The following is an 18,476-nucleotide window of genomic DNA, read 5'->3' as shown; positions in this document are numbered from 1 at the left end:
AAATAAGAAAAGGAAAAAACAATGAGCAACCAAGTCATTATTTTTGATACAACATTACGTGATGGCGAACAGGCATTACAAGCAAGTCTAAGTGTAAAAGAAAAATTGCAAATTGCATTAGCTTTAGAACGAATGCGAGTTGATGTTATGGAGGTTGGTTTTCCTGTTTCATCTCCCGGTGATTTTGAATCGGTACAAACCATTGCAAAAACCATTAAAGATAGCCGGGTTTGTGCGCTATCACGCTGTATTGATAAGGATATTGATGTTGCAGCTGAAGCATTGAAAGTTGCGGATCAGTTTCGCATTCATACGTTTATGGCAACATCGACGTTACATGTACAAGATAAATTAAAAATGACATTTGATGATGTCGTTGACAGGGCTGTGCACTGCATTAAGCGTGCACGTAATTATACTAATGATGTGGAGTTTTCTTGTGAAGATGCAGGTCGTACCCCAATTGATAACTTATGTCGGATCGTTGAAGCGGCAATTAAAGCCGGGGCAACGACGATCAATATCCCAGATACTGTCGGTTATACTGTTCCTTATCAATTTGGTGGCATTATTCGTACCTTATTTGAACGTGTCCCGAACATTGATAAAGCGATTATCTCTGTTCATTGTCATGATGACTTGGGTATGTCGGTGGCTAACTCGATTAGCGCAATTCAAGAAGGTGCTCGGCAAATTGAAGGGGCGATGAATGGTTTAGGCGAACGAGCAGGAAACACCGCTTTGGAAGAAGTGATTATGGCGATCAAAGTTCGTCAAAATATCCTAAATGTTCATACTAATATCAAACATCAAGAAATTTATCGTACCAGTCAAATTGTCAGTCAAATTACCAATATGCCAATACCGGCGAATAAAGCCGTTATTGGCAGTAATGCTTTTGCGCACTCATCCGGTATTCATCAAGATGGTATTCTAAAAAACCGAGAAACCTACGAAATCATGACCCCCGAATCAATTGGGTTAAATCAAGTTCAATTAAATCTTACCTCACGATCAGGGCGTGCAGCGGTTAAGCATCGCTTAGAAGAATTAGGCTACCATGATACAGACTATAATTTAGATCAAGTTTATGAAGCTTTTCTTGAATTGGCAGACAAAAAAGGACAAGTTTTTGATTATGATCTTGAAGCATTAATATTCATTAATCAATTGAAAGATGAACAAGATCATTACAAATTAGATTACTTTAATGTTCAATCAGGTTCCACGGTCGTATCGACTGCATCAGTAAGCTTAATTATTGGTGATCAAAAATTCTCTGATGCAGCAACTGGTAATGGCCCCGTCGATGCCGTTTATCAAGCAATAAATCGTATTACTGGCGAACCTATTTCAATTGTTAAATATCAATTGGCATCAAAAGGTCAAGGCGAAAATGCGCTAGGTCAGGTTGATATTGTTGCTGAATATAAAGGTCGAAAATTTCACGGCGTTGGGCTAGCTACCGATATTGTGCATTCGTCAGCTTTAGCATTGATAAATGTCTTGAATAATGTTTATCAAGCAAACCAAGTTGCCGAGGAAAAACAAAAATTACATCATGATTGAGAACGCATCTTGTTTTGTTCATCAGGAACAAAATAACCAATTTTAATGAGATTGTTAAGGAATAAAAACATGTCACAAAATTACCATATTGCAGTATTACCAGGGGATGGAATTGGGCCAGAAGTCATGAAACAAGCCTATAAAGTGCTTGATATTATCCGTCAAAAATATCAACTTTCTATTACCACAAGTGAATATGATGTAGGTGGCGCAGCGATTGATATTCATGGCTGTCCACTACCTAATGACACACTGGAAGGTTGTGAAAAAGCTGATGCCATATTGTTTGGATCTGTTGGCGGGCCTAAATGGACACATTTACCCCCTGATCAACAGCCAGAACGTGGTGCATTATTACCACTACGTAAACATTTCAAATTATTTGCTAATATGCGACCAGCAAGTCTTTATCAAGGTTTAGAAGAACTTTGTCCTTTACGTGAAGACATTGCTAAACGTGGCTTTGATATTTTATGTATGCGGGAATTAACTGGCGGAATCTATTTTGGTTTACCCAAAGGACGTGAAGGCACAGGTGCCCAAGAAAGAGCTTATGATACCGAAGTCTATCATCGATTTGAAATTGAACGTATCGCAAAAATGGCTTTTGAAGCAGCCAAAATTAGACGTAAAAAAGTCACCTCGGTAGATAAAGCCAACGTTTTACAAACATCAATATTATGGCGAGAAGTTGTCACTGAAATTGCTAAAGATTATCCCGATGTCACGCTTGAACATATGTATATTGATAATGCCACTATGCAACTGGTGAAAGACCCTTCACAATTTGACGTGATTTTATGTTCAAACCTATTTGGCGACATTTTATCGGATGAATGTGCCATGATAACCGGTTCAATGGGAATGCTACCTTCTGCGAGTCTAAATGAGCAAGGTTTTGGGTTATATGAACCCGCTGGTGGTAGTGCGCCCGATATAGCAGGAAAAAATATTGCCAATCCAGCCGCCCAAATACTCTCTTTAGCATTATTAGTCCGTTATAGCTTAAAACGTGATGATATTGCTAAAGCAATTGAAAATGCAGTTAATCAAGCGCTGGAACAAGGCATCAGAACAATTGATTTAGCTCGAGGCGGTCAGTATGTTTCAACCGATGAAATGGGCGATGCTATCTGCCGTTTTATCTAACAAAATTTAATATGCTTAAGTTGAAAAAATTCGGTTAATCTTCAGGATAACAATAAAGGAATAAAGCAATGTCAACAAACCCAAAAACATTGTATCAAAAATTATATGATGCGCATGTTGTGTATGAAGCGCCAAATGAAACACCTATTTTATATATCGACCGTCACTTAGTTCATGAAGTGACCTCACCTCAAGCTTTTGATGGTTTACGGGCGATGAATCGAAAAGTGAGACAACCCCATAAAACCTTTGCAACCATGGATCATAATACCTCAACCAAAAGTAATGATTTAAATGCATGTAGCGAAATGGCTCAAATTCAATTAACTGAACTTGCCAAAAATGCTGAAGAATTTGGTGTTTCACTTTATGGGCTACACAGTCCATTGCGAGGTATCGTCCATGTTGTCGGCCCAGAACAAGGGATGACATTACCCGGTATGACAATAGTTTGTGGGGATTCACATACCGCAACACATGGCGCATTTGGCGCACTCGCTTTTGGTATTGGCACATCAGAAGTTGAACATGTATTAGCAACGCAAACCTTAAAACAAGGTCGTGCTAAAACCATGAGAATCGAAGTGAAAGGTCAAGTGGCCGACGGCATTACCGCTAAAGATATTATTTTAGCCATTATCGGTAAGACAACCAGTGCTGGTGGCACAGGGCATGTCGTTGAGTTTTGTGGTGAGGCCATTAAAGCCTTATCAATGGAAGGCCGTATGACACTATGTAATATGGCAATTGAAATGGGAGCTAAGGCTGGTCTGGTAGCACCCGATGAAGTCACCTTTGCATACTTAAAAGGTCGCCAATTTTCACCAAAAGGGGACGATTTTGACAAAGCGGTAGATTATTGGAAAACCTTAAAAACCGATGACGGTGCACATTTTGATCGTGTTGTTACTCTTGAAGCCAAAGATATTGCCCCACAAGTCACTTGGGGAACCAATCCCGGACAGGTCACATCCATTGATGCCGCCGTGCCAAATCCAAATGATTTTGCCGATCCCATTGAAAAACAGTCTGCTCAGCGTGCATTAACCTATATGGGATTAACCGCAGGGACAAAAATAAGTGATATCAAGATTAATAAAGTCTTTATTGGATCCTGTACTAATTCTCGAATTGAAGATCTCCGTGCCGCGGCAAAAATTGCTCAAGGACGTAAAGTCGCTAACGGCGTGCAAGCTTTGGTGGTGCCTGGTTCGGGGCCTGTGAAGCAACAAGCTGAAGCCGAAGGTTTAGATAAGATTTTTATCGATGCGGGTTTTGAGTGGCGTCTACCTGGGTGTTCAATGTGTTTAGCCATGAATGATGATAAATTAGCGCCGGGGGATCGCTGTGCATCGACCAGTAATCGTAATTTTGAAGGCCGACAAGGTCGAGACGCCAGAACGCATTTAGTCAGTCCTGCTATGGCTGCCGCAGCAGCAATCACTGGCTATTTTACAGATATTCGCAAACCATTTTAAGGAGACGGTCATGGCAAAATTTACAACACACACAGGACTAGTCGTTCCTTTAGATGCGGCTAATGTTGATACCGATGCGATTATTCCAAAACAATTTTTACAAAAAGTAACTCGTACTGGATTTGGTAAACATGCTTTTCATGAATGGCGTTTTTTAGATGATATTGGCGAACAACCAAATCCAGAATTTGTGTTAAATAAACCTCGTTATAAGGGGGCGAGTATTTTATTAGCTCGTGAAAACTTTGGTTGTGGATCTTCTCGTGAACACGCTCCATGGGCATTAACTGATTATGGTTTTAAAACGATTATCGGATCGAGTTTTGCCGATATTTTTTATAACAACTCGTTTAACAATCAACTATTGTTAGTGAATCTGCCAGAAGAAGATATTGATGAACTTTTCAAAATTGTTGAAGCCAATGAAGGAATCGAATTTACTATCGATCTGGTTAACGAAGTCGTGATTGCAGGCGATAAGCAATATCCTTTTAAAATTGATGCTTTTAAACGCCATTGTTTATTAAATGGATTAGATAATATTGGTTTAACGCTACAACATGAAGATGCAATCAGTGCATTTGAACATAAAATCCCTTCTTTTTTAGCATAAACTCTTAATGAAGATATCATCGCTTATTACTATTTAAGCGATGATATATCACCTTTTTTTAAAATAAGTTACCCAAGAACATTTCACTTAGATGACCAATATAATATATATTTCCGCAACTTATTTTTACATCAGAAAATTATGACTATAAATTGTTCATAAGGAATAAAAAGTAACAAAGAATACGACAATAAATCATCAAGATGAGTGAATTCAATTAAACAATCTAGCGATCATTTTCAATGGTTGATAGATTGTGCTTCATCACCAGTCAGTAAAGTTATCACTCCCTAAATGATGATTGAATAAAATTAACGGTATAACTAAAGTTGTTTGCGTTGATTTGACGGTGGAATAGATAACGCTTCTCGATATTTGGCGACGGTACGGCGTGCAATAATAATACCCTGATCTTCAAATATTGAGACTAACTTACTATCACTTAACGGTTTTTTTCGGTCTTCTGCTGAAATATATTTTTTGATTAAAGCTCGAATTGCAGTAGATGAGGCTTCACCACCTGATTCCGTATTAACATGGCTGGAGAAAAAGAACTTGAGTTCAAATATTCCCCTCGGACATTGCAAATATTTTTGCGATGTTACTCTCGAAACAGTGGATTCATGCATATCAATTGCCGTGGCAACATCAGATAAAATCAACGGTTTCATCTGCTCTGTTCCATGCTCAAAAAAAGCTTGTTGATGTTCAACAATAAATTGACTCACTTTGAATAAAGTTTCATTGCGACTTTCAATACTTTTTATAAACCAATTCGCTTCTTGCAAATTTGCACGAATATATTGACTATCGCTATCATTAGCCGATTTTGCCATTTTCGCATAGTGTTGATTAATGCGTAGGTTGGGTATGGTATCAGTATTCAACTCAACCTGCCATTTACCCGCCACTTTTTTAACTAGTACATCGGGAACAACATAATCAGGTTGCGTCGTATTTAGCAGGTCACCAGGATAAGGATGTAAATGCTTGATAAATTCAATCGATGCTTTAAGTTGTTCCTCACTCACATTGAGTAATTTTTTCAATGTTCGATAATCACGGCTTGCCAATAATTCCAAATGATTATCAATTATCTGTTTAACTAATTTTGGGGCATCTAAATATTGAATTTGAATTGACAGACACTCTTGTAGCGTTCTGGCTCCCACGCCAATTGGGTCAAAATGCCAAATCCGCTTTAAAACAGCCTCAATTTCATCAAGCTCTATTTCAGCATTACCTTGCGCTTCAAGCAGTTCTTGAGTTGTCGCCGTTAAATAACCGCGATCATCAATGGCTTGAATGATTGAAATTGCAATGGCGCGATCAGTCTCGCTAAAAGGGGTAAGATCAAGTTGCCATTTCAAATAATCGTATAGCGTTTCATGAGTTTCACCCTGATAGATAGGTAATTCATCGTTACAATAATCCGAATAAGTACCAGACGGCGTCCCAGCTGAATAAATATCATCTAAGGATGCATCTAATGGTATATCCTCAGGTATTTCTGGGCTATCTAATGCGTCACGGGTATCTAAATTTTCAGTCACCGCACTTTCGTCAACGTTAATTTCGTCATAGTGTTCAGCAATTTCTAATAAAGGATTATTTTCCAGTGCGGTTTGAATTTCTTGTTGTAATTCCAACGTTGACAACTGAAGTAATCGAATAGCAAGTTGTAATTGTGGCGTCATCGATAATTGTTGGGATACTTTCAGCTGAAAACTAGGTTTTATCATAGTCTAAATTCATTTCCTAAGTAAACGCGTTTGACATATTCGTTACTTAAGATACTACTTGGTGTTCCATCGGCAATCAAATGACCTTTATTGACGATATAAGCTCTTTCGCAGACATCTAAAGTTTCACGTACATTGTGATCAGTGATTAAAACACCAAGTCCACGATCACGTAGATGTTTTATTATATTTTTAATATCAATTACTGAAATCGGGTCAACGCCAGCAAAAGGTTCATCCAACAAAATAAATTTTGGATTAGCCGCTAAAGCTCTGGCAATTTCAACTCGTCGCCGTTCACCACCCGATAAAGATTGACCAATACTATCCCGAATATGCGTAATATGAAATTCTTCAAGCAGTTCTTCTGCTCTTTCTAATTTTTCATTTTTATCTATGTCTCGGCGAGTTTCTAAAATCGACATGATATTATCAATAACAGATAGTTTTCTAAAAATTGAGGCTTCTTGAGGTAAGTAACCTATTCCTTTTTGAGCACGTTCATGTAATGGTAAAATACTAATATCATCGTCATCCAGATAGATTTTACCCGCATCTAACGCCACTATACCAACGACCATATAAAATGTGGTTGTTTTACCTGCGCCATTAGGCCCTAGCAATCCGACTATTTCGCCCGAATTGACTGTTAAGCTCACATCTTCCACAACGCGCCGTTTTTTATAAACTTTGGCTAAATTTTCTGCCTTTAATATTGACATTTTATTTATTCATCTCTTTTACTTGATTAGGTAAGATAGTGCTCTTAACTCGTGCGTTATTATTTGAATGTGCAGTAATGTATTGTTTTTTGACATCATAAGTAATGAGTTCACTGCTAACATGATTATCTTGTTGATACATGTGGGCATTACCTTGCAATGTTACCTTATTGTCTTTAACGCTGTAGATTACTTGTGAAGCGTGACCTGTTACAATTTTATTTTTTTCAGGTAAGATTTGCTTAAACTTTACTGGTTTGCCATAAGCAGTGATTTTTTGTTTTGATGAATCTTGCATATCTGTAATAACAACTTTATCTGCAATAATAGTTAATTCATCTTGAACAATATTCACATTACCACTAAAAGTAATGGTATTTTTTTCAATATCAATTTGTTGATTATCGGCATCAATAGCAATCGGTTTATTGTTAATTGTTGTTTTTGGCGTTTGTTCTTGATTTTCATTTGAAATTTGAATATTGGATTGATCCGCAAAACAACAAAATGACACAGATAATAGTAAAAATAATGGAAGAATAACTTTTTTTTGCGAACTCATTTTTTATTTTGCCTCAGTATTATAATACGTTTTTATATTTTCAAGGATATTAGCCGTTTTGGCTTGTAAATCACCATCTAACCCAATGCCTGTTGAGTAAAATCCAATGCCTTTGAGTATTACGGGGTCTTTAGATGTGACATGTTGTGTATTTAAATCAACCACCGCTTTATCCGTTTTTACTTGTTGCAATTGAGCATCTGGCACAAGATTATCTAACTGAACATCCTGATAAAGATAAATCAATTTATCATCAGTCAAGGTTGCTTTTTTTGCTTTAATATGCCAAGTGGCAACATGATCGGCATCATAAAGGGTAAAATTAGGTAAATCAAATTCGGTATTATCCGTATCATCAAAATAACGGACATGTGCTGATTCAATTTTATAAATAATTTCTCCTGACAAATCATAAATTTTAGTTATCATTTCATCACTTTGATAAATAGGCGTATTAGATAAATCTGTAACAGGTTGAGTGACAACATCATTATCTTTCTGATAATTATAGTAAACGCCAATCACAATAATGAGAAGTAAAATACAGATTAAGTTTTTTTTATTCATAACAGAAGTCAATTACGCTCATAAAGTTATTCACAAGTTAGGAAAAAATATTATTTAATTAAGCCAAAAATTTAAGATATTTTACTGCATTTTTCATTAAATTAATATCTGACATTAAAAGAAGTTAAATTTTCTTGGAGTGGTAATTCACTCATATTAATTTGGGTAATGCGAGCAGATCGCGGTCCACCATGCTCAAACCACAGTATTAGCTGTGAAATCTGTTGATTATTACCTTGTGCAATTATTTCAACGGCACCATTTTCTAAATTCTTAACATAACCCACTAAGCCTATTTTTACTGCTTGTTGATAAGTAAAAAAACGAAAACCGACACCTTGCACCGAACCACTTACTATAATTTTAATTAGTCTTATCATGTCACAACCTTATACGACTATTTTCTTAGTCCATAATAATGAAGTTATATTGATATTTGAATCAATATATTCATATTTTATATATTTTACTTTTATTGATAAAAAGCTATGATGAATAAAAAAACAAAACCTAAATACTCAAATGATTAAATAAGGAATAACAATGAAACGACTCTTCAAATATAAAAAAAGTTTGTTTTTAATTATGTTGATTTTGTCATTAAGTAGCTACCTTTTTTGTCAACAAATTTATGCGTATTTTCTGGTTGATACAGATAAAGTAGGCGTTGTTGTCGATGAATTTAATGGTGTCAAAGTTTACTATAATGGTCATGTAGGTAATGTGAGTGGACGCAATACGTCTAAAGATGGATATAATCTCGGTTTGAAATACCAATGCGTCGAATTTATTAAGCGTTATTACTATGAGCGCTTTGATCATAAGATGCCAGATAGTTATGGTCATGCGAAAGATTTTTTTGATGATTCTATCGCCGACGGAAAAATCAATCCCAAACGTAATCTACTGCAATATCACAATGGTTCAGGGTCAAAACCTCAAGTTGAGGATATCATTGTCATGGGATGGAGCAGATATGGTCATGTCGCTATTATCAGTAAAGTCAGCGATAATGAGATAGAAATTGTCCAGCAAAACCCTGGTCCTAATGCTAGCTCTCGTGAAACGATTCCTTTAATTTATAAAGACGGTCTATGGAAGATTGATTCATTTCGGGTTTTAGGCTATCTGCGTAAAAATTAATGTTAAATTAATCATTATTAAGAGAATATAAATTTAAAAACTATTTATAATTTATATAAATAGTTAATTACGATCCCAGTTTTTTCCATCAATAAACTAGGATCGTTATTGTTTCTTGTAAAAAAGCAGTTCAATAATTTACTTATAACTCTTTACTTTTGATATCTCCAATAATCAATCCATTATTGATTAGTTCAGGAACATCAACATAAATATTAATACCATAAATTTTACCGTGCCAATCATTATTAACTTTTTTTGCTTTTATATAAAGCTCTTTATCCCCAATTAGTTGACCTTGATTATAAACTTTATCAACATCAATTTTCTGTACAGTGTTAGATCTAACTAGATTGTGATTTTCAAATTCGTTACCTGATATTGATAATCCTAATCCAGCAATAATTACACCGTTCCAATCATTGAACAGTTTAGTTGGTGTTAAATCTATCGTATGTTCAGAAATAAGTTTTCCTTGATTATAAACATCCTTAGATTTTATAGACATTGTTTTGTATACATCAACAATATTATTATTTTCAAACTTTTCTCCTGAAATATTGATATCATATCCTTGCATTTGACCTTTCCAATCATTTATTAAATAATCTGAATTGGTATTTAAGGTTTGTTCAGAAGCTAATGTTCCTTGATTATAAACTTTTGTTGAATCTATACTTAATAACTTTTCTGCAGTAACTTGGTTATGGTTTTCAAAATTTTTTCCAGTAATCGTGATATTGCTACCTTTAACGAATCCATTCCAATCATTTTTGAAATAGCCTTGACTTATCAACGCTGATTTAAAAGATGATAATTCGCCTTGGTTATATAAATCAGTAGCGTTAATTGTTAAGTTATTATACCCTTCAATTAAATTATGATTTTCAAGTTTTTCACTTGATAGTGATATATTGTAAGAAGTAATCCTACCATTCCAGTCATTTTTGAAAATTTTGCCGTAAATGGACAGATCCCCTTTTGAATTCAGTTCTCCTTGATTGTAAAGATATTCTTTTTCAGAAATAGATAAATTTTCACCTCCATATATTACATTGTAGTTTTCTAAATTTGAACCAGTTAAAGATATTGAATTAGCTGTTAACTCACCTTTCCCTGCATTTATAAAGTAAAAAGCGTTTATATTAATGCGATCGGATAAAAGTTTTCCATAGTTATTCAAATGAATTACCGAACTATCTAAATCAACTGAAGACTTAACTAAACCATAATTTTTAAATGACGACCCCTTTATATTAATATATTTACCAATTTCAATATTTCCAGTGCTGTTATTTATAAAGTCATCACTATTTACATAAAGATGATATGATTTTATCGTGCCTTGATTTTCAAAAATACTAGAATTTAGTTGGATGTTTTGGTTCTGTGATTGTATCAAACTTTGTTTGTCGTTAAAAATAGTGTAACCAGATAGGGCAATATTATTTTCCGCCAATATTTTGTTTGCATTATACGTGTTGTTAGCTTTCATAGTTATATCATTACTTGCTTCAATAACACCATAATTTTTAACATATTGAGCTTTAAGTTGAACATTTTTTGATTTGATATCATTTGTATTTAATATATAAACGCTATCAGCAGTAAATTGTTCTCCAGCGGAAAGCTTACCGAAATTTTCTACATATTGACTTTGTATATTAAGATTTTTTCCACTTTCTATAGTCGTATTGTTTCTTATTTCAGAACTATTAAAATTGATTGAGTCCTTTGCCGTCATATAATTGTTATTAATAATGATACCATTGGCATTGATGTTAAGGTCTCCAGCACTTACGCCCAACGTTCCTGAATTACGCACACCGACACCTTGTTCATTTGCACTCAATGTAATTTTACCTGCGTACATGCCACCTAAAGCAGATACATCAATACCATAATTAAATCTATCTTGATAGATTTCATCTTTTTTATTCTCAGTAAAGCTTAAATCTGTACCGACATTATTTTGACCTGCTATCACATTAATTTCTTTATTAGCCCATAATTCAGCATTAATTTTCACACTTCGAGCAATGATATCCGTATAATCTTGCCCGGTATTTTTTAAGCCTTGACCCGTAACATAAATATGTCCACGTTCAACTTGATACCCAGTCAATTTTCCGTTTTCTACTAGCGGTTTACCGGTTGTTAAAGTTGCTCGGTCAGCATTGATAAAACCACATCCATTACAGGTTATACCCGCTGGGTTGGCAATGATCACTTGTGCTTTTGGACCGGCCACTTCAATGTATCCATTCAACTGACTAATATTAGGTGAATTGACTTCATTCAAAATGACTTTAGCGCTTTGTGTGAGTGATATATTACCGTTAACAAACTCCACTAATTGCGTTGCATATCGATCTGTTCCATTGTTTAATATCACTCCTTTTTTGGATACATCAAATTGAGTATATTTATTATGTGAAACCCCACTACTCGATGGATTAGTAATATTAATTATTTTGATGCCGTCAGAATGTTGATAAATATCGGGGCGTTGACTACGATCGGCTGTTTTGTCTGCGACAATATTGGTAGCATAACAGCTATCAATCAGACTAACCATTCCCAATGCGATATACGATATAAATATTAAAGGTTTTATTTTGAAGGGTTTTGCTGGGTAAATTGAGCCGTGTTTTTGATGAATTATTCCAACTTTATTTTTATTACTTGCCACCATTTGATGCAATTTAACCAGTTCGGATACAACAATAAATACATTTCGAGCTTTATTAAAAATAATTCGATATAAATTTCTATTCATATTATTTCCACCTTTCATCAATTGTTAATGCATTAAGTTATATACAGCTAATTTTTAGATAAATAAAAGTTCAGTGAACATTGAAAAAATTTGACACAGTAATTAAAACTTAAGAAGTTTTATCGTTTATTAATATCATCAATAAGATCTATTAATTTTTTTAGTCTAATGTTACATCAAGAACATTTAAATTAGATAAGGAGGATCAGCGAAACAATTTAAGTTAATTACAACTCACTGAGGGAATTATGATAAATTCCCTGTGATATCGATTTTTTTATTGAATAATAACAATAGGATATCTCATCAAACCTTAGTGTAACGATAAGATTTTATTGATTTTTCTGATTGTTATAATCGCGATGCATTATATGGAAAATAATCATATCCGTAATATTAGATATGATAGTTTCCGTTTTTATTGTATTTTGTTTGTCATTGGAAAAAGTATTATTATCTAAAGTGAAAAATATCTCTGAAGCCGAATTTTCGATTTTATATCGCTGATTATGTTGAGTGTTATCTAATTTATCAACATTAATTGTACCTAAATTGTTGATATTATTTCCACCTGCTACATTGATATTATTAGTTTTGATAATTCCTAACCAATCATTCTTAAATTGCTTAGTTTCTGTATATATCTCATTTTTGGCAAATATCTCGCCATTATTATAAATTTGTCCAGCTTTAATAACGAGTTTATCCTTTGCGTTTACGATTTTTCGATTGTCAAAATTTTCACTGTTTATTTCAATTTTATTAGCGCTGATTTCCGCTTGCCAATCGTTTTTAAAATTAGTGCTTTTAGTCGTTAATCGCTCAACAGCTATTAATTTCGCTTGATTATAAATATCAGCTGTATCAAGTTTTAAATTTTTATTGGCAGTAACTTTATTGTAGTTATCAAACCTACTATCTTCAAATGAAACCAAATCATTAACAGTAATACCATTTAGACTTATTTCATCGGCATTCACCTCTCCTAACCAATCATTTTTAAAATAATTACTGGATATTGCTATTTTATCCTGAGCCAATAATTTTCCTTGATTATATAATATTTCAGTAGAATTGATTTCAAGTTGTTCTTTAGCAATAATTTGATTGTAATTATAGATTTTTGATGAAGATAATTTAACTTTATTCGATTTTATGATGCCTTCCCTACCATTTTCCAATTTGCTGGCGTTTAAAGATAGCGACTCCTTTGCTAACAATTGACCAAAGTTGGATACTTCTTCAAGTTGTAAATTCATGTTATCTGCATCAATAACACCAAAGTTAGTTAAATCTGTCCCTAAGTCATCATTTTTGATACGTATTTTTGAACTTTTTAAAATACCTTGCCAATCATTTTTTAAGTTTTTGATATTTAATTCCATCTTATCTTTAAATGCGATATTACCATTATTGTACATTCCGTTAGTTAATCTTATATTAGCCCAATTACCGGTAATCCAACCATGGTTATCAAATTGCATACCGTTTACATTGATTCGATCCTCTGCAATGATTTTACCTTGCGATGTATTGGTTATTTTCGATTCAGATGTGTTTCCTAAGTTTACCGTTGGTGATTTTACTTCACCTTCATTAACGATATTATTTCCTTCTAATGAAACATTTTCTCCAGCTTGAATTGAGCCTTTATCCTTATTGGTGATATTATCACTATGTACGATTAAATCTTTTTCTGAGGTTAATTTGTTCTCATTTGTCACGTCATCTGCAACTATGTTTAATTTATCCTTAGCTTCAACTTCACCGTAATTTTCAACGTTTTTACCCTCTAAATCTACATCTGCTGATTCAATTTTCCCTTCCCAATCATTTTTTATATTATCACCCGATACACTAATTTTATCGGTGGTTGATACATTTCCCGCATTTTCAGTATAATTAGCAGAAATTTTTATCATTTGTGCTCTTAATCTTCCAACATTTTTGGTACGTTTGGCTGTTATTGTAATAGCTACAGCATTTATATTACCTGTCCATGTACTAATAAATTCTTGACTAAATGAAGTAATATTTTTTCCTGCTGACAATTTACCCTCATTCGCAACCAATTTAGATGCTTTTAGATTGATATCTTCTTTCGCTTCAACGGTTCCATAATTTTTTACTTCTGTTTTTGCCATTAAACTGACATTTTTTTGAGCAGCAATTGTGCCATGATTTTCTATTTGTTGACTGTTTAATAAGATGTCTTTTGTTGCTTTAAGATTACCACCGACATTATTTAAAATTTTACCATCCACCGATAAATTTAACGTCCCCGCATTAGCCATAAGTATTCCATTATTACGTACACCTACCCCTGTTTCGGTACCTATCATCTTAATTTTTCCAGCATACATTCCACCTAACGCTGAAACATCCAGTGCAAACTCAGGTTGCGCAGTATTGGTGTCTGATACAATTTTTTCAATCTTAGTCAGATCTGCTTTCACTTTGCCTTGACCGGTCACAATAGTGATTTCTTTATTTGCCCATAACTTGGCATTGACATTCACACTACGTGCGATTAAATCGGTGTAATCTTGCCCTGAATTTTTTAATCCATCCCCTGTAATGGCTATTTGCCCTTTTTCAACATGATAACCAATCAATTGTCCATCTTTCATTAATGGTTTACCGGTCGTCAAGGTTGCCCTATCTGCATTAATAAAACCACAACCATTACAGGTTATACCGGCCGGATTGGCGATGATCACTTGGGCTTTTTGACCGGCCACCTCGATATAACCATTTAATTGGCTGATATTTTGCGAATTCACTTCGTTTAGTATGACTTTGGCGCTATTTTGCAGTGATGCATTACCATTAATATCACCGGCTAATTGTGTTTTACTACCGTCACGAGAGTTATTTAAAATGACGCCATTTTTTGAAACATCAAATTGCGTATATTTATTATGTGAAACGCCCCCTTTTGTTGGCGTTGCGATATCAATTTGTGTTACGCCGTTTGGTAAGCCTTGAATGGCTGGACGTTGCGCTTGATTGGCATTTTGATCGACAACGATATTATTTGCGTAACTAGATTCAACAATGCCAACCATACCTAAAGCGATATAGGATAAAAATACTAAGGGTTTTAACATAAAGGATTGATTTTTATGTTTAGAAATCACTTCAATTTTTTTTGTAGTCTGATTATGACTTGTCATGACTTGATGGGAACTAACCATTTCGGATACCACAACATACAATCCACGAGTCTTATTAAAAACAATACGAAAAAAATTCTTGTTCATAGTATTTCTCACCTTTCATCTATTTTCTAACATGCTAAGACAAATCATATTTATCTATTAAACAATGGGTCATGCTCAATAAATCCATATTTTTTTATAATTAACCAAACAAATAATTATTGAAATTGATACAACTAAAAATGACAACGATAAGATTTATATATTTGGAACCATTACCACAATTTGATTGCCCCTAAAATAAACAGGCAAATAGCAACGGAAAATTTTATATGATTTAGATAACTTAATTTTTTTATAATAAACTTTAACTTCATATTTAGTCAAAGATTTTATTTATTTTTTTGTCAATTTTCGAGTTTAACTAAGTTAGACTTTAATTCTTTTGAAGTTTATGCCACACAATAAAATCTTAATATTTGGTTTGATAGTCCACGTATTAAGGAGTTCATGTCAAATCAGATGCATTATTAATCCGATTAACAAATCATTGATGTTTTTTGAACAGTTAAATGATCAATGTTGTTAACAAACCTTCATCACAAAATTATCGATGAAAAACAAAATGTTATTGCAAAATAATCTGTCAACAAAGGGAAGGAAATTGAAAGAAAGGATTATCAAAGGAACGAAATGTGGCATTATTGGCTTATCAGTCATTTAAACACAACTGATAAACCAATATGATATTTTACCGAGATAAAATTTTATTTATCATGATTAAAACTTTTAAATGTTGGATAAATACTAATCACTGATTTCTTGTAATTCTTTTGCATTTATCTGTCCAAAATTTTCTATCCCATTTTCAACTTTTAATACAAGAAGATTAGTATCGATAACGCCAAACCAATCATTTTTGAAATGTTTACTGACACCGTCTATTTTATTTTGGGCAAATAACTCTCCATTATTGTAAAACTCTGTTACGTTAATCTTCAATGTATCATTAGCACGGATTGATTTTCGATTATCAAATCGTCCTTCAATTATTCCTTCTTCATTTATTTGTCCTTCTATTTTAATCGTGTTGGCACTGATTTCACCTTGCCAATCATTTTTAAAGTTGTTACTGACTATATCTAATTCTTTTGATGAATGAATTTTTCCTTGGTTATAGCCATCTGTAACTTTAATCGTTAACTTTTTAGCAGCAGTGATTTCATTGTAATTTCTAAAATTTTCAAACTGAGTAAATATTTCATTAGCCTTTATTAGGCTTTGCCAATTATTTACAAAATTACTGCCTGATAAATAAAAATAAGTCGCTAAAATTTTCCCATAATTATATAAATTATTAGTAATCACATTCATCGAACCAACCTCTATTAGACCATAGTTGGTAATATCATTATCAAAATTAACAGAACTAGGCTCAATCATAGCGTAATTGGAAGATAGTTTACCGTTCCAATCATTTTTAAATTCATGATAGTTAAAATGTAAATTTGATTTTATCGCAATTTGACCTTGATTATACACTTTTCCCATCGATTCAATATCTCCAGCATCACCACTTACCAATCCCCAATTATCAAAATGTTTCATCGTTATGGAAACAGCTTTATCGGCTTCTATTTTTCCACGCCAAGTATTAACCACGGTTCCAACATGTCCGGCACTTAAAACTACAAATGAACTTTTAATATTACCTTCATTAACTATATTTGTTCCAGATAATGAAACAACTTCTCCAGCTTGAATTAAACCTGTATCTTTATTGATAATATTTTTTTCACTAACGACCGATATTTCCTTTCCAGATGTTAGTTTATTTACGTTCATAACATCAGCAACAATGCTTAATTTAGCCTTGGCATTTACTTCGCTATAATTCTCAAAATCTTTCCCTTCTAAGGTAATATTTTTCGACTGAATTACACCAAACCAATCATTTTTGATTTTATCACTCGATACAGTAACGCTTTCTCCTGCTGATAAATCACCCGCATTTTCGGCATATGATGCTTTAATTTCTATCTTTTCAACCGCATTCATTTTGCCCACATTTTTAGTGTGCCCAGATTTTAATACAATTGTGTTGGCACTCACATTCCCTGTCCATGTACTAAGAAAGCCCTCACTTTCTGCGCTAAGATTATTGCCTGCAGACAATCTATTTTCGTTGGCAATCAATGTATTAGTTTTGATTTTGATATCTTCTTTCGCTTCAATAATCCCATAATTTTTTATCTCTGTTCTACCCAACACGTCGACATTTTTTTGACTGGCAATTGTGCCATGATTTTCTAATTGTTGACTGTCTAGCAAGATATCTTGTGTTGCCTTAATATTACCCCCCACATTATTTAAAATTTTACCACTAACCAATAGATTCAACATTCCCGCACTTGCCATGAGTGTCCCATTATTACGAACACCTACCCCTGCGTCAGTACCCACCATCTGAATTTTTCCGGCATACATTCCGCCTAACGCTGATACATCTAGAGCAAACTCAGGTTTTACAGTATTCGTGTCTGATACCACATTTTTAATTGTTGCCAGATCTGCACTCACTTTGTTTTGACCTGTCAGAATAGTGATTTCTTTATTCGCCCACAATTCCGCATTAACCTTTACACTACGTGCAATTAAATCGGTATAATCTTGCCCTGAATTTTTTAATCCATCCCCTGTTATGGCTATTTGACCCTGTTCCACGTGATAACCCGCCAATTTTCCATTTTCCACTAGCGGTTTACCGGTGGTTAAAGTTGCCCTGTCTGCATTAATAAAACCACAACCGTTACAGGTTATGCCTGCCGGATTGGCGATAACTACTTGGGCTTTTTGACCGGCCACCTCGATATAACCATTTAATTGACTGATATTTTGCGAATTTACTTCGTTCAATATTACCTTGGCGCTATTTTGTAGTGATGCATTACCATTGATATTACCGGCTAATTGCGTTTTACTACCGTTTGA

The 18,476-nt window shown here is 33.9% G+C and carries 13 protein-coding genes (1 of these 13 cut by a window edge); 5 read left to right on the top strand and 8 right to left on the bottom strand.

The features are described from left to right. The first annotated feature begins 21 nt into the window (after positions 1–21). The 4 genes from leuA to leuD all read left to right on the top strand — a co-directional run bounded on the left by leuA (position 22) and on the right by leuD (position 4,809). Positions 22–1,569, top strand: a complete 1,548-nt coding sequence (gene leuA / locus J3U35_RS01460) for a 2-isopropylmalate synthase (RefSeq protein ID WP_267359072.1) — start codon at positions 22–24, stop codon at positions 1,567–1,569. Positions 1,570–1,638: 69 nt separating this feature from the next. Then, positions 1,639–2,718, top strand: coding sequence for a 3-isopropylmalate dehydrogenase (leuB, locus tag J3U35_RS01455; RefSeq protein WP_267351712.1), 1,080 nt, complete (start codon positions 1,639–1,641; stop codon positions 2,716–2,718). Positions 2,719–2,786: 68 nt separating this feature from the next. Further along, on the top strand, positions 2,787–4,196 hold the full coding sequence (gene leuC, locus J3U35_RS01450) for a 3-isopropylmalate dehydratase large subunit (protein WP_267359070.1): 1,410 nt from the start codon (positions 2,787–2,789) through the stop codon (positions 4,194–4,196). Between the two features lie 10 nt (positions 4,197–4,206). Then, positions 4,207–4,809 carry a 3-isopropylmalate dehydratase small subunit gene (leuD, locus tag J3U35_RS01445; protein ID WP_267359068.1) on the top strand — a complete coding sequence of 201 codons (603 nt, stop codon included), beginning with the start codon at positions 4,207–4,209 and terminating at the stop codon, positions 4,807–4,809. A gap of 323 nt (positions 4,810–5,132) precedes the next feature. On the opposite strand, the gene J3U35_RS01440 is transcribed toward leuD, so the two are convergent. From J3U35_RS01440 to yccX, 5 genes are all read right to left on the bottom strand, one after another. Then, positions 5,133–6,548, bottom strand: coding sequence for an RNA polymerase factor sigma-54 (locus tag J3U35_RS01440; RefSeq protein WP_411596973.1), 1,416 nt, complete (start codon positions 6,546–6,548; stop codon positions 5,133–5,135). Then, positions 6,548–7,273 carry an LPS export ABC transporter ATP-binding protein gene (gene lptB, locus J3U35_RS01435; protein WP_065559064.1) on the bottom strand — a complete coding sequence of 242 codons (726 nt, stop codon included), beginning with the start codon at positions 7,271–7,273 and terminating at the stop codon, positions 6,548–6,550. Before lptB ends, J3U35_RS01440 begins: the two co-directional genes overlap by 1 nt. Position 7,274: 1 nt before the next feature. Further along, positions 7,275–7,835: a lipopolysaccharide transport periplasmic protein LptA gene (lptA, locus tag J3U35_RS01430; RefSeq protein ID WP_065559063.1), complete on the bottom strand. Its 561-nt coding sequence runs from the start codon at positions 7,833–7,835 to the stop codon at positions 7,275–7,277. A 3-nt stretch (positions 7,836–7,838) separates the two neighbouring features. Then, positions 7,839–8,402, bottom strand: coding sequence for an LPS export ABC transporter periplasmic protein LptC (lptC, locus tag J3U35_RS01425; protein ID WP_267359066.1), 564 nt, complete (start codon positions 8,400–8,402; stop codon positions 7,839–7,841). A gap of 101 nt (positions 8,403–8,503) precedes the next feature. Then, positions 8,504–8,782 carry an acylphosphatase gene (yccX, locus tag J3U35_RS01420; RefSeq protein WP_267359064.1) on the bottom strand — a complete coding sequence of 93 codons (279 nt, stop codon included), beginning with the start codon at positions 8,780–8,782 and terminating at the stop codon, positions 8,504–8,506. 163 nt (positions 8,783–8,945) lie between these two features. Here yccX and J3U35_RS01415 point away from each other — a divergent pair, with 163 nt between their 5' ends. Next, entirely contained in the window at positions 8,946–9,545 is a 600-nt protein-coding gene (locus J3U35_RS01415; RefSeq protein WP_267351721.1) for a CHAP domain-containing protein, read from the top strand. 142 nt (positions 9,546–9,687) lie between these two features. Here J3U35_RS01415 and J3U35_RS01410 read toward each other — a convergent pair whose 3' ends face one another. From J3U35_RS01410 to J3U35_RS01400, 3 genes are all read right to left on the bottom strand, one after another. Continuing rightward, positions 9,688–12,324, bottom strand: coding sequence for a filamentous hemagglutinin N-terminal domain-containing protein (locus tag J3U35_RS01410; RefSeq protein WP_267359061.1), 2,637 nt, complete (start codon positions 12,322–12,324; stop codon positions 9,688–9,690). Between the two features lie 332 nt (positions 12,325–12,656). Continuing rightward, positions 12,657–15,587, bottom strand: coding sequence for a filamentous hemagglutinin N-terminal domain-containing protein (locus J3U35_RS01405; RefSeq protein ID WP_267359060.1), 2,931 nt, complete (start codon positions 15,585–15,587; stop codon positions 12,657–12,659). A 705-nt stretch (positions 15,588–16,292) separates the two neighbouring features. Then, positions 16,293–18,476, bottom strand: partial view of a filamentous hemagglutinin N-terminal domain-containing protein gene (locus tag J3U35_RS01400; protein ID WP_267359058.1) — the 3' portion only. It continues 402 nt past the right edge of the window; 2,184 of the gene's 2,586 nt are visible here — the last part of the coding sequence; its start codon lies off the right edge, out of view — the gene reads right to left on this strand; the stop codon is at positions 16,293–16,295.

It is taken from the genome of Gilliamella sp. B2717 (assembly GCF_026536675.1).
Classification (GTDB): Bacteria; Pseudomonadota; Gammaproteobacteria; order Enterobacterales; family Orbaceae; genus Gilliamella; species Gilliamella apicola_I.
Note: the sequence above shows the minus strand (reverse complement) of the source record. Positions and strands in the feature narration are given on the sequence as shown.

Bases quoted from the DNA above. Each gene is read 5' to 3' on its own strand.
- leuA (WP_267359072.1), top strand. From the start codon at position 22: ATGAGCAACCAAGTCATTATTTTTGATACAACATTACGTGATGGCGAA.
- leuB (WP_267351712.1), top strand. From the start codon at position 1,639: ATGTCACAAAATTACCATATTGCAGTATTACCAGGGGATGGAATTGGG.
- leuC (WP_267359070.1), top strand. From the start codon at position 2,787: ATGTCAACAAACCCAAAAACATTGTATCAAAAATTATATGATGCGCAT.
- leuD (WP_267359068.1), top strand. From the start codon at position 4,207: ATGGCAAAATTTACAACACACACAGGACTAGTCGTTCCTTTAGATGCG.
- lptB (WP_065559064.1), bottom strand. From the start codon at position 7,273: ATGTCAATATTAAAGGCAGAAAATTTAGCCAAAGTTTATAAAAAACGG.
- lptA (WP_065559063.1), bottom strand. From the start codon at position 7,835: ATGAGTTCGCAAAAAAAAGTTATTCTTCCATTATTTTTACTATTATCT.
- lptC (WP_267359066.1), bottom strand. From the start codon at position 8,402: ATGAATAAAAAAAACTTAATCTGTATTTTACTTCTCATTATTGTGATT.
- yccX (WP_267359064.1), bottom strand. From the start codon at position 8,782: ATGATAAGACTAATTAAAATTATAGTAAGTGGTTCGGTGCAAGGTGTC.
- J3U35_RS01415 (WP_267351721.1), top strand. From the start codon at position 8,946: ATGAAACGACTCTTCAAATATAAAAAAAGTTTGTTTTTAATTATGTTG.
- J3U35_RS01410 (WP_267359061.1), bottom strand. From the start codon at position 12,324: ATGAATAGAAATTTATATCGAATTATTTTTAATAAAGCTCGAAATGTA.
- J3U35_RS01405 (WP_267359060.1), bottom strand. From the start codon at position 15,587: ATGAACAAGAATTTTTTTCGTATTGTTTTTAATAAGACTCGTGGATTG.